This is a genomic window from Dyella terrae (assembly GCF_022394535.1).
Taxonomy (GTDB): Bacteria; Pseudomonadota; Gammaproteobacteria; order Xanthomonadales; family Rhodanobacteraceae; genus Dyella.
Window position 1 is genome coordinate 2,254,979 of the sequence record NZ_CP089414.1, and the last position, 19,741, is coordinate 2,274,719.

Consider the following 19,741-nt stretch of genomic DNA (forward strand, 5'->3'; position numbering starts at 1 on the left):
CGACATGACACCATTCGCAAACCATCTTGGCTCACCATGAAAACGATACGTACCAAAGCAGATCTTGCCCTGTACGGCGCCGAGCCAGCTTTCGCCCAACCGCTCCACGTGGGGCGCCCGAATATCGGCGACAGGACCGCTTTCATGAGTCGCCTGGATCAGGTATTGGACAATCAGTGGCTCACCAATAACGGTCCGATGGTGCAGGAATTCGAGCGGGAGATTGCCGAAAAACTGGGCGTGAAGCACTGCGTGGCCATGTGCAATGGCACCATTGCTCTAGAGATCGCCATTCGCGCGCTCCAGCTCGAAGGCGAAGTCATTGTGCCGTCGTGGACCTTCGTTGCCACCGCACACGCGCTGTATTGGCAAGGGATCACCCCCGTTTTCGCGGACATCGACCCCGCCACGCACAACCTGGACCCCGCTTCCGTACGATGCATGATCACACCACGCACGAGCGGCATCATCGGCGTGCATCTGTGGGGTCGGGCGGCACCGGTACGGGAACTGCAGGATATCGCCGACGAACACCGGCTCAAGCTGATGTTTGACGCTGCGCATGCCTTCGGCAGCACCTATCGCGGCGAAACCATCGGCCGATTCGGCGCTTGCGAAGTGCTGAGCTTCCATGCGACCAAGTCATTCAACACCTTCGAGGGTGGCGCCGTCGCCACCAACGACGACGAACTCGCCGACACCATGCGCCTGATGCGCAACTTCGGATTCTCTGGATACGACAACGTCATCCACCCGGGCACCAACGGAAAGATGGTCGAGGTATGCGCGGCCATGGGCTTGGCCAATCTCCTTAGCCACGAATCGGTGGTGGTGGCCAACCGGGAAAACTACGAGGCTTACCGACAGGCGCTCGCGAATATCCCAGGCGTGTCGTTGCTGCCCTATGACCCGACCGAACAGAACAGCTACCACTACGTGGTCATCGAGATAGCCCCCGAGTGTCCGGTCAGTCGGGATGATATCGTGGCAGCTCTGCACGCTGAGAACATCCTGGCCCGCAAATATTTCTGGCCCGGGGTGCACAAGATGCGACCCTATCGCGACCTGTTTCCCCATGCTCACCTAATGCTCTCGCAAACGGAGAAGGTGGCTGAATCTGTGATCATCCTTCCTACAGGCACCACCCTGCCCGAGTACGCCGTCAACACCGTTGCCGATATAATTCGAATCTGTATTTCGTCAGGCGTTACGGCCGCAAGCTCGGTCTCCTGAGCGTCGACGATGACACTATCGAAGTCATATCGGCGGGACCAGATACTTCGTTCTTGATCCGGCTCAGGGCCGCCAGCACCACAACCGACTGTCAGCGGGATACGTCCATGGAAAAGATTTCGCTCGTCGTCGTTGGTCCCGGGCTTATTGGCAAGCAGCACATCCGCCTGATCGGGGAGAACCCACGCTGCGAGCTCTGCGCCATTGTTGCCCCGGACCATGAAGCCAATCATGAGATCGCTCGCGCACAAGGCGTACCGATCTTCCAGTCACTCGAAGAATGTCTGCGCACTAAGGCCGTGGATGGAGTGATCATCGCCTCCCCCAACGAGTTCCATGCTGCACAGGCGGCTCTGTGCATCCAGGCCGACATTCCGGTACTCATTGAAAAGCCAATAACAGTGACGGTGGACGAAGGTGTGATCCTCGTCGATATGGCCGAACGCAGAAACGCCAAGGTAATGGTCGGTCATCATCGGGCGCATAGCCCGCTCCTGACGCTGGCGCGCGGCATCATTGAAGAAGGTCGCCTTGGACGCCTGGTAACCGTCATGGGCAGCGCCCAGTTTTACAAGCCTGCGCACTATTTCGAAGCAGGTCCTTGGCGTCGCGAGCCGGGTGGTGGCCCGATACTCATTAACCTGATTCATGAGATCGGCAATCTGCGCAGCCTGTGTGGAGAAATCACCGCAGTGCAAGCTATGTCGTCCTCGGCCGTGCGCCACTTTCCGGTCGAAGACACCGTGACGATCAACTTCGCTTTTGCCAACGGCGCACTCGGCACCTTCGTGCTCTCGGATACCGCCGCCACGGCGAAGAGCTGGGAGCAAACCTCGCGCGAGAATCCTGAGCTATCCGACCTACGCGGATGAAGATTGCTACATGATCGCTGGAACGGCGGGCTCCCTCGCCATACCCACGATGCGCCTCAAATCCTATGACAGCGACAAGGAGCCCTCATGGTGGGTTCCATTTCGCGAAGAGGTCCTGGACATTCGACGCGAAGACCCATTGACGCGCCAGCTTGAACATTTCGTGCAGGTCATTCAGGGACAATGCGCTCCGCTCGTTTCGGCGGCGGACGGTCTGCGCAATCTGATGGTGACGGAAGCGGTGCGCCATTCGGCCACAACACAAAAAACCGTATACCTCTGAGGCAATACACATGGCCAAGGTGCTGCTCGTTGACACCAACTTTTCTTCCGGACCGATCTACCGGGAACTCGCTTCTTTGGGGCATAACGTGCATGTCGTCGGGAACAACCCCAACGACTGTCTGGCCAAAGTTTCACCGAACTACCACAAACTGGACTACTCGAATCTCGACGCACTAAAGTCGCTGATCGACGGCGAGGGATTTGATTTCCTGGTACCCGGTTGCACCGACCGCTCGTACCTGTCCTGTGTAGCCGTCGGCAGCAACCAGTTCCCAGGGCTGGACCAGCCTGACAGCTGCGAAGCCATCTTCAACAAGAGCCGATTCCGCCAACTGGCGGAGCGCATCGGGCTTCCTGCGCCCCAGCGCTTCGCCGATGGCAGACACCCGCCGCATACCCCTGTCATCGTCAAACCTGTCGATGCATTCAGTGGAAAGGGGATCACCGTCCTGCGCGAGAATGACGAGCAGGGGTTCGAACGAGCGGTCGCATTAGCCCAGGTGGCATCCCCCAGTGGCGGGTATCTTGTTGAGGAATTTGTCGAGGGACAACTCCACAGTCATAGCGCATTTGTCCAGGGCGGCAAGGTCGTGCAGGATTTTCTGGTGTTGGAGGATGGCTCCGCCAACCCATTCGTCGTCGACACTAGCTGCGTTGTGCCAGATGCGCCCGCGGACATGCTGGCGCGTCTGCGCGCGTGCGCGGAAGACATGGCGGCCGAACTTGGCGCGGTCGATGGCCTGCTGCACACACAGTTCATCAGCCAGGGCAGCGATTTCAGGTTGATCGAAACGACACGACGCTGCCCGGGTGACCTGTACAGCCAGTTGATCGAGCTCAGTACAGGCTACCCATACGCACGAGCGTACATATTGCCCTTCCTTGGCCTGCCGATCGAGGAGCACTATGACAATCTGCGCTGGACCCCCATTCTGCGACACACCGTTACGCTGAAAGTAGCGCAAAGTTTCGCGTATCTGCATTTCAAAGCAGCCGTGCAGATCGAGCGCTGGGTACCCCTCAGCCTTGTCGGTGACCAGCTGAGCCCGAGCCCGCAAAGCCGCATTGGAGTGATGTTCTGCCGGGCCACCGACACACAAGAACTGGATCGCATTTATCAGACCGCCCTTCGGCGCGATCTGTACGAGATTCATGCCTGAGCGACCCTACAAATAACGGCCAGACACCCCGTGGCTCCCGTGGCCGGCTCGCGCAAGAGTGACACTCATAAGCTTCTCGCCCTGCTTCCCGGCTGATGCGCCAACCTGTCTGCGATACTAACCGCAACCATGATGCAGCACTCCCTGCTCAAGGCTGACCGGGTCGGCGTTGCTTTCTCTCAAGGTGACAACCGGTAGCCCTTCCCCGATGCCAAGCTGCTCCTATCCTTGCACCGGCCGGGGAGGTGAAAGGTTCGCCTTACGCAGGAACCACCAACAGCAACCCGCCATAAACACCTCCGTGGCCAGCAAGGACCAGGCAGCGCCTGCCGCCCCCATACGGGAATCCAGCAACAGATTGAGCACAATGATCAGCACAAATCCGAGGGCTTCTATACAGACTCGCGACATCTGTCGATCAAAAGCTGTCAGACCCGTCGCAGCGGCCTGATGCAACGCATACAAGACTGTCCAGGGTGCCAGCAACAGCAGGTAATGCGATGACTCTTCGAAGCTAGCCCCAAAAACCCGGGGCATCCAGGGTGAAACCAGCACGGCAAGCAAGGCGGCCATCACGGCGTAGCCCAGCCCGGACAGGGTGACAATAATCAGTGTTCTAGAGCCTGCCGGAGAACCGTGCTGCGCGAACAACCTCGGAAGTGCGGCACCTATCAGTGCAGACACCGGCAACACGAAGACGCTCATGACGCGGAAAGCTGCCGTGTAAGTGCCTGCCACCGTTGCACCGAGCATCTGCAGCAAAAGCACTTTGTCTACTTCCAGATAACTGGTGCTCACCAAGTTACCCACCGCATAACGAGAACCATCGCGCAACGTCGCGCGCATCGGCAACCGCCGCCGCCAGCTCGGCAAGCCACTTATGCTTACGATGACGCCATAGGCCACCAACGCGCCGATGACCGAGCCACCAAAATGCAAGCGCGCAACGTGTGTCGGCGTACCCTCTACGCCCAGCAGCAAACCCGCCACCACGCAAAGCAGCCTGGACACAGGTACCAGACACATGCATACGGCCCCTGCGGCGCCACGGTCCAGTGCAATGCAAAGACCGGTGGCTACCTGCGCTAGCGGCAACGCAACCAGCTCAGAGAGGGCCAACAAGCCCATTGAGGGGTAGTCAATGTGACCCGGCAATACAAGACTCACGCCGAGCATGAGCAGGCAGACCAACGCTGTTCCGGTCGTAAGCACCTGAAGGATAGCTTCTGCCCACGCGCCCTTGGATTCACTCGGGGTCCGAGCAACGCGCTGCGTCAGCACTACGGCAATGCCCCAGCCCGACAACGGTGAAATGAGAGTCGCAGCAGCCACGGATCCGGCAAATAGTCCGTAGCCACTCGCGCCCATCCAGTGGGAAAGTACGAGCAGGTAACCTGCTTGCACTACTGCACGTATGGCCAAGCCAATAGTGGACAAGAGCGCGTTACGCCCTAGCCGACCGACGCCCAGGCGGCCCAGTAGGCCTTTGAAGATTCCCACTTCCACTTAGTGGTCAACCCCTGGCATCAGCTGCTCGTCAGATGCAAGTCTTTGGCGACGCCATACCTTTCGGCGCAACCACATCGTTTGCCAACCGCCCTTGAGGAAAGCCAGAGGCCCAAAATGCGTCCGCATGTCGCGAAGGGCGAAGCGTGCCGTGCCGGCATCGCACGCACTGATGGCCCACAGTAGAAGCCCTACCGATACCTCCCAGCGATATGCCGTCGGATAGTCGGCCCTAGCACTGAAGAAATCACGCGCGTCGGTATCGAATTCGAGGCTCGATCGGAGAAAGTTCAGCCTAGCCTTTTTTCCCGAGCGTAGCGCAGAAAGTGGACTTTCCCGATAAACCGCCATCGCAGAAGGTACATAGGCCACCTTCCAGCGGGAGGTGACATAAGCCGCCAGTACCGTGTCGCCAAATCGATACTCGCGCCGAAACACGCCCGATGCCTTGCACGATACGACAGTACTGCGGCGCAGCAACACAGTGCACGTACGCAATATCTTGGGGAAGTGGAACGCACTAAAGAGACGCCCTTCCAGCAGCGTAAAAGGTACTCGGCGATGCACGGAATGGCGCCAATCTACCGTCCACCCGTTCGATCCGGGTCGACTGCGCAACCAGTCGGTATGCACGATGCCAACCTCCGGATCGTGGACGATGAGCGCCACCTGGCGAGCAAGCTTGTCACGGGCACACCAGTAGTCATCCCCTTCGCAGAACGCCACGAATTCGCCGCGCGCCGCATCGAAGGTACGCTGACCATTGGCGTTCATCCCAACATTAGCTGCAGAGTAAAGAATGCGGATAATGTGGGGATAACGGCGCTGGTACTCCAGCGCAATCGCGCGGGTGGCATCCTTTGACGCGTCCTCGCCGATGATTAGCTCGATAGGAAAGTCACACTGCTGTTTGACAACTCCTTCGATGGCCTCCGCTAGATAGTCAGCGTGGTTATAGGTGATCATCAAGACGCTCACCAGCGGCCTCGGAGGCAGCTTGTCGGCATCACTGATTTCCTCAACCTGATCGGGTGCTACTGCTGCCATGGAATCGAGTGGTATGCGTCAATGGAAGATGATACGCGCCGCGTGAGAACACTCGAGCCGTCGACATGAGAGGCATGGCTGACAACGGTAGGTACGGGCGAAAGCACCCGTCGATACGCCAGCATTGCCAAGCGCGAACCGCTCCTCATGCTGCCCCGCATTCTTTTGGCCGTCCATACTCAGCGAAGTAGTGGGCCATCGTGTACGAGGGACCTTCGTCATTCCAGACCATCGACGGCCTGCGCAAAGCCTTCACACTGTCCTCCAGCACGTATCGGAGTACGCCACCGGGTACGTCCTTCTCCATCAATGCATTAGCACCAAGCCCATCGGGTCGCTCCGTTCTGGCACGCATGACAATCGTGGGAATACCCAGCGCGGCAAGTTCCTCCTGGTTCGATCCACCATCGGTCAACACGCACGCCGACCCGGCAGCCATGCAGATGAAATCGCGATAGCCCATGCGTGGCAAGAGCTTGACTCGGCCAGATGCGGAAAGCCTGTCTAGATACCCTTCCGATATCAGTCGACCGCGCGTCGCTGGATGCAGCACGAAATTCACCGTGCGCACCTTCGCCAGGTTTTCCACCAGTTCTACCAAATGGCGCAATCGCCTGGATTCGTAGAGATTCTGGAAGCGGTGCAGTGATACAAGAACATAGGCATCGCTGGCGTCCTGCGCCATCGCCGATGCTCCTGTCAGACGCACGGCGTCAATGATAGAGTTTCCGCGCGTGTCGATCACTTCGCGATGGCCACGACGACGCATGAATTCGGCAGCCTCGGCGTTAGGACACATAGCGATATCCGTCATGCGAAACACCATGCGTCGCACCATTTCCTCGGGAAAGGGATCGAACACCCGTCCCGAGCTGAGGCCACTCTCGAGATGCACGACGGTAGCGCCACATCGCCTCGCCGCGTAGGCCGCGACTAGCGTCGAAAGGGTATCGCCATGGACCAGCACAAAAGCTCGGTCGGTGCTTTCCCTGATGAGTTCTCTAAGCTTGCGCTTCATGCCCAGGTAGGCCCGGGGGAGCCACCGCAACAGGGACAGAATGGTCGAATGCTCCTCCGCTTGCATGATCTGCTCCTGCGGCGAGCGAATACCAAACTCGTCGATCAGGTCTTGCATGGTCTCTCTGTGCTGTCCCGTCATAAGAAGCATCACCGGGAGCCCCTGTTTCTCGCAAGCAACGATCACAGGAGCAACTTTGATCAGCTGCGCCCTCGTGCCTACCGCAAAGATCAGCGACCTAGGCATGCTCAAGCGTCTCGACGGTAGGTCAGCGCCGTGATCTGCTCGGAGACAAGGCCAATCAGGAAGATGATGACCGCCGCGCTCCACATCAACGTGCTTCCGTTGGTGAGGCGCCCGTAGGCGAAGAAGGTGCGCAGGTAGTTGGCGCAGCCCAATGCGAAGAAGACTACGCTCGCGGGCGCGAACAACTTCAACGGCGAGTACAGGGTGGCGATTTTGAAGATGATGAGTAGGAAGCGGATACCATCCTTGAGCGGTTTGATATGGCTCTTGCCCACGCGCTGTGCGGCCTTGATCGGCACGTACGCCACGGCATAGGCACTGCGAAAAAATGCCATGGTGCTCGTCGTCGGATATGAAAAGCCGTTGGGAAGCAGGTGCAGGAATTCCCGGAACTTGCTGGCGCGGACCGCACGGTAGCCGGACGTCAAATCAGCTACTACGTGACCTGTCATGCGAGTGGCCAGCCAGTTGTAGATGGTATTGGCGACACCTCGTCCTACGCCCGCCTGACTACTCCAGTCGCGTGCACCCACCACCATGTCGTAGCCCTGCCCCAGCTTTTCCAGCAGGCGCGCAATGTCTGCCGGGTCATGCTGTCCATCGCCATCCATGAACACCAGCACGTCGCCGCTGGCAGCGCGGGTGCCACGCTTGATGGCGGCACCGTTGCCCATCGAATACGGCGAGGACAGACAGGTCACGCCTGCTGCCACGCAGATATTCCTTGTGTCGTCGGTCGAACCGTCATCCACCACGATGATCTCCGCTGCCGGCTGAGCCTGACGCAGGCATGGCAACAGATCCTTCAGCGCCGCCCCTTCGTTTTTGGCGGGCAGGATGATGCTTAGACGATTCAAGAGCGTGTCCCCGAGAGTGAGTCGGCATCATAACCTGAGCGCCGCGCCTGTCCGCGGGGCGTAGCTTCCCGCGCGAAATTGCGGGCACTGGGTCACATCACACCGTGCCTGACTTGACCAATGGAAAGGTCAGGTCACGATGACCGAATGAACAGCCTCGATAACCCGCTCGACGTCGCTGTCGGACATGGCGGGTGACGTAGGCAGGCTCACCGTCTGGCGCCCCAGGCGCATGGCCTCCGGCCACTGCTCCGGCCGCCAGCCGAAACGTTGCTGGTAATACGGGTGTTCCGGCACTGACAGATAGTGAACGCCTGTGCCGATGCGGCGTGTATTCATGGCATCCAGAAAGGCGTCGCGCTCCATGCCCGAGTGCTTGGCGTCGATCATCACCGTATAGAGATGATGGCCATGGCGGGTTCCTTCCTCGGGCGCCTCTGGCAGGCCAATCGGCAGAGAAACAAACGCTTCGTCGTAGCGCTGCCATATCTGGCGTCGGCGCTCCCAGCTCTTCTCCACCCGCGCCAGCTGGTGGATGCCAATCGCCGCCTGCAGATCCATCATGTTGTACTTGAAACCGCACTCGACCACTTGGTAGTGGCGATAGCCCTGGTCACCGAAACGATGCCACGCGTCCTTGCTCATGCCGTGCAGGGCGAGCACGCGGGCACGGGCGATGTGTTCCTCATCGCGGCCCAGGATCATGCCGCCTTCGCCGGTGACGACGTTCTTGGTGACGTAGAAGCTAAAGCAGCCGAAGTCCCCGAAGGTCCCAATGGGCTGGCCATGGAACTCCGCCTCGATGGCGTGCGCGCAGTCTTCGATGACCATCAAACGGTGCTTTCGGGCGATCGCCATGATCCGGTCCATGGCGCAGGGGCGGCCCGCGAAATGCACAGGGAGGATGGCACGCGTGCGCGGCGTGATGGCGGCCTCAATGGCATCCGGGTCGATGTTCTGGGTCACCGGGTCAACGTCAGCCAGCACCGGTGTTAGGCCCGCATGAAGAATGGCGTTGACCGTGGCGCAGAACGTCAGCGGGGTGGTGATGACCTCACTACCCGGCTCTAGGCCGGCAGCCACCATGCTCACGTGCAGGGCAGCCGTGCAGGAATTTACCGCCGCCACCTGAGAGGCCTGTACGCCACGCCATTGGGCAAAGTCCTTCTCAAACTGTGCTACGCGCGGCCCCGTGCCTAGCCAGCCTGAGCGCAGGCAAGCCTCGACCTCGGCGATCTCATCCTCTTCGATACGAGGGGCGCCAAAGACCAGAAAGGGCAAAGGGGTGTCAGGTTGCGTCACGAACGGTCCGGCTCTTCAAGGTGGCTGGTCTTTCTATCCCAAGCCCGCTGCGGCGTCCACGCCAACAGGCAGAAGGCACGCCCGTTGCATGCCCATGTTCTGGCGCCGGACCGCACGGTGATCTGTGCGCCCGATCACCCCCGGGGCCTATGCCCTGATCCTGGCGGGTGACCTACCCCCGCAACTGGGGTAAATTCCCTTCCTATCAGGGGGCTGGACCCGTATCGCTATGTCAACGCTAATGCAACCCTCGCTCGCGGGCCTCACCGGCCTTGCGCGCAGGCTGGTATCGGAAGACGTACTGCCCGAGGCGGACGTGCGCCGGGCGGTTGCCGAGTCAACCCAGAGCAAGACCTCGCTCGCGGCTTGGTTGCTGGACAACAGTCTGGTGGAGAGCGCGCGACTCACCCGTATCGCATCCGACGAGTTCGGCATGCCGATGATGGACGTCAGCGCGCTGGCCATCCCCAGCATGCCCGTGAACCTGATCAGCGAGGCGCTGATCAAGAAGCACCACGCCCTCCCCCTGTTCAAGCGCGGCAAGCGCCTGTTCGTCGGCATCGCCGATCCCATGCAGTCGCATGCACTGGACGAGATCAAGTTCCACTCCAATTGCATGGTGGAACCGATCCTCGTCGAACGTAGCCAACTGCTGAAGGTTATCGACACTGCTCTCACAGCCCTGAGCAACGCTGTACCCGACATGGGCAACAGCGAATTCGACGAGCTTTCGCTAGAAGGCGGCGACGAAGAAGCCGAATCCACCGGCATCGATGCCAACGCGAATGACGATGCACCCGTCGTCAAGTTCGTCAATAAAATCCTGGTCGATGCCATCAAGCGTGGCGCGTCCGATATCCACTTCGAACCGTTCGAAACGCAATACCGCGTGCGCCTGCGCATGGATGGCATGCTGCGCGCCGTCGCCAGCCCACCGATGAAGCTCGCCGCACGCATCTCGTCGCGCATCAAGGTGATGTCCGGCCTCGATATCGCGGAACGTCGCGTACCGCAGGACGGCCGCATCAAGCTCAACCTGTCCAAGAGCCGTTCGGTCGACTTCCGCGTGAGTACACTGCCCACGCTGTTCGGCGAGAAGATCGTGTTGCGTATTCTCGACGGCTCGGCAGCCAAGCTCGGCATCGACGTCCTGGGCTACGAGGACGCGCAGAAGCAGTTGTACGTTGACGCCATCCACAAGCCCTACGGCATGGTGTTAGTCACCGGCCCTACGGGCTCGGGTAAAACGGTATCGCTGTATACAGCACTCAACATCCTCAACACCAACGAGCGGAACATCTCGACGGTGGAGGACCCGGTGGAAATCCGCGTCGAGGGCATTAACCAGGTCCAGCAAAACGTCAAGCGCGGTATGACCTTCGCCGCCGCCCTGCGCTCCTTCCTGCGTCAGGATCCGGACGTGATCATGGTGGGCGAAATCCGTGACCTGGAAACCGCCGAGATCGCCATCAAGGCGGCGCAGACCGGCCATATGGTGCTGTCGACCCTGCACACCAACGATGCACCGCAGACGATCTCCCGCCTGATGAACATGGGTATCGCGCCCTACAACATCACCTCGTCAGTGACCCTAGTCATCGCCCAGCGACTGGCGCGCCGCCTGCACGACTGCAAGCGGCCGATCAACCTGCCGCCGCAGGTGCTGCTGGACGCCGGCTTTACCCAGGAAGAGATCGACGCCGGCCTAACCGTCTACGAGGCAGTAGGTTGCGACAACTGCAATGAGGGCTACAAAGGCCGCCTGGGTATCTACCAAGTGATGCCCATGCTGGAGGAAATCCAGAAGATCATCCTGCACGGCGGCAACACACTGCAGATCGGGGAGGCTGCCCGCAGGGCCGGCGTGAACGATCTGCGTGCCTCCGCCTTGCTCAAGGTCAAGAAAGGCGTGACCAGCCTGGCCGAGATCGACCGCGTCACCAAGGACTAAACACGCCGTCGGCGGCCATCTGCCACGTGGGATGGGCCGCCCATCGCACCGAAGTTGCGTCAGGTGCCACGAATTGGTCCAGGGGAATGACTTAAGCTGTATCGATTAGACGGTCGCCATCCTGAGGCGACCCGACCGTACCAGCAGGGGGAAATGCCATGGCTGCGGCCACCGCTAAGAACGTCAAGTCGCTTGGCGCCCAGCGCGCTGAGATCAGCAAGCTGACTACCTACGACTGGGTGGCGCTCGACAAGCGCGGCAAGCGCATGAAGGGCGACATGGCGGCCAAGAACGCCTCGCTCGTCAAAGCCGAGCTGCGCCGCCAGGGCATGAACCCGCAGACCGTGAAGGAACGGGGCAAGCCCCTGTTCGGTGCGGCCGGCAGCTCGGTCAAGCCTCGCGACGTCGCCATTTTCAGCCGCCAGATCGCCACCATGATGGCCTCCGGCGTGCCGATGGTGCAGGCATTCGAAATCATCGCGGACGGCCAGAAGAACATCCGCTTCAAGAACATGCTGACGGACGTCAAGCAGACCATTGAGGGCGGTTCCGCGCTCCATGAGGCGCTGGCCAAGTACCCCGTCCAGTTCGACGAGCTTTATCGAAATCTGGTCCATGCAGGCGAGGCGTCGGGTGTGCTCGACTCGGTGCTGGACACCGTGGCCACGTACAAGGAACGCACGGAAGCCATCAAAGCCAAGATCAAGAAGGCGCTTTTCTATCCGGTCATGGTGCTGGCCGTGGCACTGCTGGTCAGCATGATCATGCTGCTCTTTGTGGTGCCAGTGTTCGCTCAGACGTTCAAGGACGCCGGTGCGGAGCTTCCTGCACCGACGCAGATCGTGATCAGCGCCTCAAACTTCATGAAGTCTTACTGGTGGCTAGTGATTGGCGCCATTGTCGGCAGCATTGTCGCCCTGGTGATGGCCAAGAGCCGCTCGATCAAGTTCGCGCACTTCCTTGACCGCGTGATGCTGAAAGTGCCGGTCATCGGCAATATTCTCCGGCAGTCGGCCATTGCCCGCTTTGCGCGCACCCTCGGCGTGACCTTTCGCGCCGGCGTACCCCTGGTGGAAGCCATGGATGCCGTCGCGGGCGCCACGGGCAGCGTGGTCTACGGCGATGCGGTCAAGCAGATGCGCGAAGACGTGGCCGTCGGTCACCAGTTGCAGCTTTCGATGCGCCAGACAGGCCTGTTCCCGAACATGGTCGTGCAGATGACGGCCATCGGTGAAGAATCCGGTGCCCTCGATCACATGCTCTTCAAGGTGGCAGAGTTCTACGAGGAAGAAGTAAACAACGCGGTCGATACACTCTCCACCCTGCTCGAACCTCTGATCATGGTGATCCTGGGCGTGCTCGTCGGCGGCATGGTTATTTCGCTTTACCTGCCGATCTTCAAGCTCGCCAGCACCGTGTAAGCTCTCGTTGTCCGGGCCCCTCTCCCGCCGGGAGGGGGGCCTTTTTCATGCTCAGGCCTTCGGATTTACGCATGCTCGACATTCCTCTTTGGGGCTGGATCGCTGCCGCCGGTGTACTCGGCCTGGTGGTCGGCAGCTTTCTCAACGTCGTGATTCTTCGACTCCCCGAGCGCCTGATGGCGCAATGGCGATTGGATGCCTACGACACGCTTGCGATAGAACCCGAAAGCACTTCGCTGCCGCCGGGCGTCGTCCGCGAGCCGTCGCATTGCCCTCACTGCAAACACCCGCTCACAGCGAGGGACAACATCCCGCTCTTTGGCTGGCTTTTGCTGGGCGGACGTTGCCGCTACTGCAAGGCATCTATTTCGATTCAGTACCCGCTGGTCGAACTGTTGTGCGGCTTGGCCAGTGCGGTGATCGTGTGGAAGTTCGGGCCCGAGTGGACCGCGCTCGCCGGCTTGGTGTTCACGTGGATACTGATCGCGCTCGCCGGCATCGACTTTCGCACGCAATATCTGCCTGACCAGTTGAACTATCCGTTGCTCTGGCTGGGACTCCTGGCCAGTCTGCTGCCGCTGTTCGTGCCAGCAGGGTCCGCGATCATCGGTGCGGCGATCGGTTATCTGAGCCTTTGGAGCGTGTACTGGCTGTTCAAGCTGGTGACGGGCAAAGAGGGCATGGGATACGGAGACTTCAAGCTTCTGGCCGCACTGGGTGCGTGGATGGGGCCGGCGGCTCTGCTACCGGTGATCCTGCTCTCCTCACTTGTCGGCGCGCTGGTGGGTGGCGCATTGATCGCGTTCCGCAAGCACGATCGCGACGTTCCCATGCCGTTTGGTCCCTTCATCGCGATGGCCGGCTGGGTCTGGTTTGTCGGAGGACGCGAACTTACGGCTATCTATAGCCAGCTCACTGGGCTCCATTGAGACTCGATCAAATGACATTGTCGCGACGCATACCGTGGGCGCCGGCGGCGCTGATCCTGCTGCTCATGGCGCCCAATCTGGCGCGCTTAGGCTGGGAGCATGGCCCCGTGGTCTGGGTCAGTGCAATGGTGGTACCGGTGTTCTTGCTGGCCGCGCTTTTTGCGATCTTTGGTCGCTGGCCCTGGATCGCCTGTCTGTTACTTGCTCCCTTGGCGGCGCTGGCACCGGCCGAACTCTTCTATGTACTCAAGTACCACCATCCGAGCGTCTACAACGTCCTCGGCACCATAGCGGCCACCAACACCGCCGAAACCATTGGCTATTTCGGCATGCTGCTCGTTCCCGTCGCGCTATGCATGCTTGCTGCACTCGCATTGGCCGTGGTTGCTGCCATCCAAAGCTATCGACGCCAATGGCAGTGGCTTGGGTCCGTTCGCAACTGCATATTGCTCCTTTCGCTCGGGCTGCCTGCTGCGTTGTTTCTGTCCGGTGCACTGAAGCCGGGAAGCACTCGCCTGCAGGAGCGGGCCGAGCAGGGCTGGCAGGCTTTCCAGTCCCTCACGCCGACGGTGGAACCCGGCTATCCATTCGGTGCGATCGTTCGATTCGTGAAGTTTCGCCAGGATTGGGCATACGTTGCCGACTCAAGAGATCGACTGAAGGATTTTCGCTTCCATGCCGCACCCACGTCACGCACGACGCAAAGGCAGATCTATGTGCTGGTCATTGGCGAGAGCAGCTCACGGAGTCACTGGTCGCTGTTCGGTTATGAACGCCCGACCAACCCTGAACTCACGAAGCTGAGCCACGTCCTCCCTGTAACGAACATGCTCACCTCCTACGCAGCGACGCAGGAGGCCGTGCCCATCATTCTCACGCGCAAGCCTGTCACGAGTTTCCACGAGCTGGCGCAGGAGCCCACTATCCTCAAGGCCATGGCGGAAGCCGGCTTCGATACTTGGTGGATATCCAATCAGGTGGCGGTCGGCAAATACGAGTCGCCCGTGACCATCTATGCACTGGAGGCGAATCACACGGAGTACCTCAATCGTTCCACGTGGACATCCGACCAGAGCCTCGACGAAAAGCTCCTTCGCCCCCTGAGTCGGGCCATCGAGACGGGCACGAGCAACGAGTTCATCGTGCTGCACATGATGGGCAGCCATCTGCGCTATGACCTTCGCTACCCAGCTGACTTGGGCCAGTTTCACCCAACGCTGTCTGATCCACGTCCGAGCGGTGAACCAGACAACCGTAATATCAATAGTTACGACAACACCATCCTCTATACCGATCACGTCCTCGCACAGATCATCGGTATGCTGAAGAACAGCGGGGCGGTGACGGCACTCTGGTATGAGTCGGACCACGGCGAAGCCTTGGCCAGCCCGTCCTGCGATTACTCAGGCCATGGTTATGGCACCCGCGACGAGTTCCAGATTCCTGTCGTTTTCTGGTATTCGGATGCTTATGCCGAGACATTCCAGGATCACATCGACAACTTGTCACGCAATGCGCGTCAGCCGACCATCAGCGCCAATACGTTTGAATCGCTGATCGATATGGCCGACATTACCTTCCCCGGCCACGACCCGACGATGAGCGTTTTCAGCGCACAATGGGCATGGCGGCCCCGCATCGTGCATTCGGGCTGGGAGCTTGACTACGACAAGGCACAATTCAGTCCAAAATGTAACCTCGTCGAACCGATCGGATCCACCAGCGGCAAATGAGCGAGGTGCTTACACATAGGCATGGCTTCGTGGTGGCCCTGACCGGCGGCATCGCCGCAGGGAAGAGCTCGGTGTCGCGATGCTTCGAGACGCTGGGAATCCATGTCTATGACGCCGACGTCGCGGCAAGGGAAGTCGTCGCGCCAGACTCCGCAGGCCTCGCTGCGATCGTGGCCCATTTTGGTATCAGTGTGCTGAATGCCCAGAACCAGCTCGACCGGGCGGTGATGCGCGAACGTATCTTCGGCAACGAAGCGGAACGGCGTACGCTCGAAGCTATCACGCATCCCCGCGTGCGCCGCTGGTTGCACGATCGCGTCATGGCTGACCGCGGCCCGTACTGCCTACTCGCCATCCCGTTGTTCGCTGAAAACCATGAGCACTATCGCTGGGTGGATCGCGTCCTTGTGGTCGACGCCCCCGAATCACTGCAACTGCAACGCCTCATGCAACGCGATGGCATCGACGAAGCACTGGCGCGACGCATGATCGAACGCCAGGCGCGGCGCGAGCATCGGCTCTCACTGGCCCACGACGTGATCGAAAACGGCGGCGACGAAGCCGCGCTCGACCAGGCCGTGGCGGAGTTGCATGCGCGCTATCTGTCGCTCGCACAAGCGAAGCACTGAGCGCTCACCAAAAGCCGCGAATACCTGCCACGCCCTGCCCGCCAGCCTGCTGGGCCGTGTCAATCTGCGCCGAACTCATGCCGCCGAGTGCGTAAACCGGCAAGGCTGATTCATCGACCAGCACCTCGAACCTCGCCCAACCCATCGGCGCGGCGTCTGGGTGCGTCGTCGTCGAAGCGACGGGCGACAAGGTGGCGAAGTCAGCCACACCCAGTGCCCGACGCAGATCATCCGCGTGATGGCAGCTCGCACCAATCCGCTGGGTGGGTGGCAACGGCCTCGCGTGGAACGTCGAGAGCTGCGCGGCCTTTAGCTGCAGGCCTACGCCCTCACCTAACGCCAGCGCACCCTGGACGTCACCGCTCAACAGCAAATGCGTCCCTTGAGTGCGTGCCTCAGGCAGCAGCTCCGCCGCCAGCGCTCTCACCAGAGCCACCGGCCATTGGGGAAAACGCAGGAGGATCATCTGCTCGCCGGCAGCAATGGCGTGACGAACACGCTGCCGCCATTCGTCGCTTGCCGAGGGCGGCACATCCGCCGTGATGGCGTACCGCGTAGGCAACTGGAGCGCGCGGAGGATATACCGATCCGCCGGCGCGAGCAGGTCCAGGTCAACCGCATGCGGGTCGCACCACTGCAACGCCTGTCCATCCAGCGAAGCTGGCTCACCGCGCCACACACGCACGACGCGTGCATCCAACAGCAGCGAACGCTCGCCGTAGCGCCAAGGCACACGAATCAGCGATTCGCTGACGGTCGCCTCCACGCCGAGCTCTTCATGAAGTTCACGCACCAGCCCATCCGTTGGCGCCTCCCCGGCCTCCAGCTTTCCGCCGGGAAATTCCCGAAGGCCCGCCAGGTGCTTACCGGGCGGGCGCTGCGCTAGTAGTACGCGCCCCAGGGAATCGAGCATGACGCCGGCCATGACATGCATGGCACCGGCCGTCGTAGCGATCATGCGTTGACTCGCTCAGGCGTTGCGGATGTATTCGACCATGTCGAAGTCGTAGGCGTGGCTGTCATCTTTCTTGTGATGCACGCGAGAGACTTCGGTCCAGTCGCTGAAATGCACGCCCGGGAAGAACGTATCAGCCCCATCAACCGCTGCATTGACCCAGGTGAGATACAAGCGTCGCGCCTTGGGCAGGGCTTCGGTGTAGACCTCGCCGCCGCCGATCACCATCAGGCCCGTGCCACCCGCGCGTGCATAACCCTCGGCGAGCGAGCGCACCGTGACCTGTCCCGGGAATGGCGCCTCGTGTTTGCGGCTAAGCACCAGGTTGGTACGGTCAGGCAAGGGGCGACCGATGGCCACGGCCGTGTTGTAGCCCATCAGCACGTACTTGCCGAGCGTAAGCTCCTTGAACCAGCGCAGGTCGTCCGGCAGGTGCCAGGGCAACTGGCCCTTTCGGCCAATGGCGAAGTTCTCATCCAGCGCGGCAATCAGCGAAATAGCCATGGAAATCCTTGAATCATCGACGGTATTGACTCCCGCGCCACCAGCCAGGGGCCGTCGCGCGGCGCCGATCTTAGCAGGATGCGTGAACCATCCCGCTCAAATGACACCCCCGGAGCCCACGCCTGACCGTCCGCGCTGACTCTAATCCGCTTTTTTACACCGCAACCGGGGCCTTGATGGCGCCGTAGGGCTCGTAACCCACGATAGCGATGTCCTCGTAGCGGAAATCGAAAATCGAGCGCACGTCAGGATTGAGCTGCAACCGTGGCAGCGGCCGTGGCTCGCGGGTCAGTTGCAAGCGCGCCTGCTCCACGTGGTTGTTGTAAAGGTGCGCATCACCCAGCGTGTGCACGAAATCACCCACGCCCAGATCACACACCTGGGCGATCATGTGGGTCAGCAGCGCATAGCTGGCGATGTTGAAAGGCACACCAAGGAAGATGTCCGCGGAGCGCTGGTAAAGCTGGCAGCTGAGCTTGCCGCTGGCAACGTAGAACTGGAACAACGCATGGCACGGCATCAGCGCCATCTTCGGCAGCTCCCCGACATTCCACGCACTCACCACCAGCCGACGGGAATCCGGATTACGCCGGATCTCGTCCACTACCCAGCGGATCTGGTCTACCACGCCACCGTCGGCAGTGGGCCATGCACGCCACTGCTGCCCGTAGACCGGGCCGAGATCGCCATGCTCGTCAGCCCATTCATCCCAGATGCTGACGCCGTTGTCCTTGAGGTAGGCGATATTGGTGTCGCCCTGCAGGAACCAGATCAGCTCATGGATGATCGACCGCAAGTGCAGCTTCTTTGTTGTGACCAGCGGGAACCCTTCCGCCAGGTCAAAGCGCATCTGCCAGCCGAACACGCTACGCGTGCCCGTGCCAGTGCGGTCCGCCTTCTCCGCGCCGTGATCGAGCACGTGCTGCAGCAGGTCGAGATAGGCACGCACGGCTTACTCCTTGGTCGGTATCGAGACGTTGTACAGGCGCATGGTCGGCGCCTTGCGCGACATGACCACCAACACCAACCCGATGACGATCAACGGCAACGACTGGATCTGGCCCATGGTCAGCCAGCCCCACGCGAGGTAACCCAGCTGCGGGTCGGGCACGCGCACGAACTCTACGCCGAAACGGAAACAGCCATACAACAATGCAAACAGGCCGGAAATCAGGTAACGCGGACGCGGCTTTAGCGACACGAGGAACAACACGGTGAACATCACCACGCCCTCGAGCAGCATTTCATAGAGCTGCGAAGGGTGGCGCGGCAAGCCGCCGAACTGGGCCAATGCCGCCTGCCACTGCGGATGCGTGGCGGCCCAATCCACGTCAGCCGAGCGGGCGTTCGGGAAAATCATTGCCCAGGGTACGGAGCCCGGCTTGCCCCACAGCTCGCCATTGATGAAGTTGCCCAGGCGACCCAGCCCCAGCCCGATTGGCACCAGCGGCGCAACGAAATCGACTGTGTCGAAAAAATGCATATGGTTACGGCGCGACCACCACAGGCCGGCGGTGAGCACGCCGAGCAACCCACCGTGGAAACTCATGCCGCCATCCCACACGCGGAAGAGCGCCAGCGGGTCTTGCCATATCCAATGGATGTCGGCGTAGAACAGCATGTACCAGATACGCCCGCCGATGATCACGCCCATCATCACGTAGAACGCCAGGTCACCCAGCGCATCGCGGGTCACTGGCAGGCGGCCGTGCTGGCGGCGGTACTCGGCAAACAGCCACGCACCGAGGAAGCCAGTCAGATACATCAGGCCATACCAGTGAATCTGTAGCGGCCCCAGCTTGAAGGCGACGGGGTCGAAGGCAACGATAAAGGGCTGCGTCATGGGCAAGCAGGTAGCGACAAAGCGCCAGTGTAGCGGGCCGCGCACTCCTTAGGGATCGTGGCTGCGATCACCCACGAAAGGAGGGCGATCGTCGCGAGTCATGCGCCTCAACTCACTTTTTTGGCGCGGTCCCGCCGCACCCTCCACACTAAAACCAACTATCACCTGACTGTTGCAGCAGGCTTGCACCTACACGTCACTTTGTTTTAACTTCGGGATTACATCGCCTGTCCCCCAAGCCCGGCGATGC

General features: G+C 60.6%; 18 protein-coding genes. 9 read left to right on the forward strand and 9 right to left on the reverse strand.

The genetic code is table 11. The annotated features are described in order from the left end of the window. Positions 1–144: 144 nt before the first annotated feature. From DYST_RS09675 to DYST_RS09685, 4 genes are all read left to right on the forward strand, one after another. Positions 145–1,233 (forward strand): DegT/DnrJ/EryC1/StrS family aminotransferase, encoded by a 1,089-nt coding sequence (locus tag DYST_RS09675; RefSeq protein ID WP_239951572.1) that lies wholly within the window; start codon positions 145–147, stop codon positions 1,231–1,233. A gap of 107 nt (positions 1,234–1,340) precedes the next feature. Then, on the forward strand, positions 1,341–2,105 hold the full coding sequence (locus DYST_RS09680) for a Gfo/Idh/MocA family protein (RefSeq protein ID WP_275666951.1): 765 nt from the start codon (positions 1,341–1,343) through the stop codon (positions 2,103–2,105). A 10-nt stretch (positions 2,106–2,115) separates the two neighbouring features. Beyond that, positions 2,116–2,388 (forward strand): Gfo/Idh/MocA family oxidoreductase, encoded by a 273-nt coding sequence (locus DYST_RS23990; RefSeq protein ID WP_275666952.1) that lies wholly within the window; start codon positions 2,116–2,118, stop codon positions 2,386–2,388. 10 nt (positions 2,389–2,398) lie between these two features. After that, positions 2,399–3,550, forward strand: a complete 1,152-nt coding sequence (locus tag DYST_RS09685) for an ATP-grasp domain-containing protein (protein WP_239951574.1) — start codon at positions 2,399–2,401, stop codon at positions 3,548–3,550. Positions 3,551–3,772: 222 nt separating this feature from the next. On the opposite strand, the gene DYST_RS09690 is transcribed toward DYST_RS09685, so the two are convergent. The 5 genes from DYST_RS09690 to DYST_RS09710 all read right to left on the reverse strand — a co-directional run bounded on the left by DYST_RS09690 (position 3,773) and on the right by DYST_RS09710 (position 9,526). After that, on the reverse strand, positions 3,773–5,056 hold the full coding sequence (locus tag DYST_RS09690; protein ID WP_239951576.1) for a lipopolysaccharide biosynthesis protein: 1,284 nt from the start codon (positions 5,054–5,056) through the stop codon (positions 3,773–3,775). Further along, positions 5,057–6,103: a glycosyltransferase family 2 protein gene (locus tag DYST_RS09695; protein WP_239951577.1), complete on the reverse strand. Its 1,047-nt coding sequence runs from the start codon at positions 6,101–6,103 to the stop codon at positions 5,057–5,059. Between the two features lie 145 nt (positions 6,104–6,248). Next, entirely contained in the window at positions 6,249–7,367 is a 1,119-nt protein-coding gene (locus DYST_RS09700) for a UDP-N-acetylglucosamine 2-epimerase (RefSeq protein ID WP_275666953.1), read from the reverse strand. A gap of 2 nt (positions 7,368–7,369) precedes the next feature. Next, the gene (locus tag DYST_RS09705; RefSeq protein WP_239951579.1) at positions 7,370–8,224 is read right to left on the reverse strand and encodes a glycosyltransferase family 2 protein; all 855 of its coding nucleotides are present in this window, start codon (positions 8,222–8,224) and stop codon (positions 7,370–7,372) included. A gap of 129 nt (positions 8,225–8,353) precedes the next feature. Beyond that, complete coding sequence (locus DYST_RS09710) at positions 8,354–9,526, reverse strand: DegT/DnrJ/EryC1/StrS family aminotransferase (protein WP_239951580.1); 1,173 nt, start codon at positions 9,524–9,526, stop codon at positions 8,354–8,356. Positions 9,527–9,755: 229 nt separating this feature from the next. On the opposite strand from DYST_RS09710, the gene pilB reads away from it, so the two are divergent. The 5 genes from pilB (at position 9,756) to coaE (ending at position 16,189) form a co-directional block, all read left to right on the forward strand. Continuing rightward, positions 9,756–11,477 (forward strand): type IV-A pilus assembly ATPase PilB, encoded by a 1,722-nt coding sequence (pilB, locus tag DYST_RS09715; RefSeq protein WP_239951581.1) that lies wholly within the window; start codon positions 9,756–9,758, stop codon positions 11,475–11,477. A gap of 158 nt (positions 11,478–11,635) precedes the next feature. Then, the gene (locus DYST_RS09720) at positions 11,636–12,898 is read left to right on the forward strand and encodes a type II secretion system F family protein (RefSeq protein ID WP_239951582.1); all 1,263 of its coding nucleotides are present in this window, start codon (positions 11,636–11,638) and stop codon (positions 12,896–12,898) included. A 71-nt stretch (positions 12,899–12,969) separates the two neighbouring features. Then, entirely contained in the window at positions 12,970–13,827 is an 858-nt protein-coding gene (locus tag DYST_RS09725) for a prepilin peptidase (RefSeq protein ID WP_239951583.1), read from the forward strand. Between the two features lie 11 nt (positions 13,828–13,838). Continuing rightward, positions 13,839–15,560 carry a sulfatase-like hydrolase/transferase gene (locus tag DYST_RS09730; RefSeq protein WP_239951584.1) on the forward strand — a complete coding sequence of 574 codons (1,722 nt, stop codon included), beginning with the start codon at positions 13,839–13,841 and terminating at the stop codon, positions 15,558–15,560. After that, entirely contained in the window at positions 15,557–16,189 is a 633-nt protein-coding gene (coaE, locus tag DYST_RS09735; protein ID WP_239951586.1) for a dephospho-CoA kinase, read from the forward strand. Before DYST_RS09730 ends, coaE begins: the two co-directional genes overlap by 4 nt. A gap of 4 nt (positions 16,190–16,193) precedes the next feature. Here the strand turns inward: coaE and DYST_RS09740 are convergent, their stop codons facing one another. The 4 genes from DYST_RS09740 to lgt all read right to left on the reverse strand — a co-directional run bounded on the left by DYST_RS09740 (position 16,194) and on the right by lgt (position 19,491). Beyond that, entirely contained in the window at positions 16,194–17,147 is a 954-nt protein-coding gene (locus DYST_RS09740; protein WP_239951588.1) for a Nudix family hydrolase, read from the reverse strand. A gap of 12 nt (positions 17,148–17,159) precedes the next feature. Further along, a complete protein-coding gene (locus DYST_RS09745) occupies positions 17,160–17,648 on the reverse strand; it encodes a dihydrofolate reductase (RefSeq protein WP_239951589.1) in 489 nt (162 codons plus the stop codon). Between the two features lie 154 nt (positions 17,649–17,802). Next, positions 17,803–18,597 (reverse strand): thymidylate synthase, encoded by a 795-nt coding sequence (locus DYST_RS09750; RefSeq protein WP_239951591.1) that lies wholly within the window; start codon positions 18,595–18,597, stop codon positions 17,803–17,805. 3 nt (positions 18,598–18,600) lie between these two features. Then, positions 18,601–19,491: a prolipoprotein diacylglyceryl transferase gene (lgt, locus tag DYST_RS09755; protein ID WP_102301247.1), complete on the reverse strand. Its 891-nt coding sequence runs from the start codon at positions 19,489–19,491 to the stop codon at positions 18,601–18,603. Between the last annotated feature and the right edge of the window lie 250 nt (positions 19,492–19,741).

What these genes read in the sequence shown, in the direction of transcription:
- DYST_RS09675 (WP_239951572.1), top strand. Translation starts at nt 145, where the DNA reads ATGAGTCGCCTGGATCAGGTATTGGACAATCAGTGGCTCACCAATAAC.
- DYST_RS09680 (WP_275666951.1), top strand. Translation starts at nt 1,341, where the DNA reads ATGGAAAAGATTTCGCTCGTCGTCGTTGGTCCCGGGCTTATTGGCAAG.
- DYST_RS23990 (WP_275666952.1), top strand. Translation starts at nt 2,116, where the DNA reads ATGATCGCTGGAACGGCGGGCTCCCTCGCCATACCCACGATGCGCCTC.
- DYST_RS09685 (WP_239951574.1), top strand. Translation starts at nt 2,399, where the DNA reads ATGGCCAAGGTGCTGCTCGTTGACACCAACTTTTCTTCCGGACCGATC.
- DYST_RS09695 (WP_239951577.1), bottom strand. Translation starts at nt 6,103, where the DNA reads ATGGCAGCAGTAGCACCCGATCAGGTTGAGGAAATCAGTGATGCCGAC.
- DYST_RS09700 (WP_275666953.1), bottom strand. Translation starts at nt 7,367, where the DNA reads ATGCCTAGGTCGCTGATCTTTGCGGTAGGCACGAGGGCGCAGCTGATC.
- pilB (WP_239951581.1), top strand. Translation starts at nt 9,756, where the DNA reads ATGTCAACGCTAATGCAACCCTCGCTCGCGGGCCTCACCGGCCTTGCG.
- DYST_RS09720 (WP_239951582.1), top strand. Translation starts at nt 11,636, where the DNA reads ATGGCTGCGGCCACCGCTAAGAACGTCAAGTCGCTTGGCGCCCAGCGC.
- DYST_RS09725 (WP_239951583.1), top strand. Translation starts at nt 12,970, where the DNA reads ATGCTCGACATTCCTCTTTGGGGCTGGATCGCTGCCGCCGGTGTACTC.
- DYST_RS09730 (WP_239951584.1), top strand. Translation starts at nt 13,839, where the DNA reads ATGACATTGTCGCGACGCATACCGTGGGCGCCGGCGGCGCTGATCCTG.
- coaE (WP_239951586.1), top strand. Translation starts at nt 15,557, where the DNA reads ATGAGCGAGGTGCTTACACATAGGCATGGCTTCGTGGTGGCCCTGACC.
- DYST_RS09740 (WP_239951588.1), bottom strand. Translation starts at nt 17,147, where the DNA reads ATGATCGCTACGACGGCCGGTGCCATGCATGTCATGGCCGGCGTCATG.
- DYST_RS09745 (WP_239951589.1), bottom strand. Translation starts at nt 17,648, where the DNA reads ATGGCTATTTCGCTGATTGCCGCGCTGGATGAGAACTTCGCCATTGGC.
- lgt (WP_102301247.1), bottom strand. Translation starts at nt 19,491, where the DNA reads ATGACGCAGCCCTTTATCGTTGCCTTCGACCCCGTCGCCTTCAAGCTG.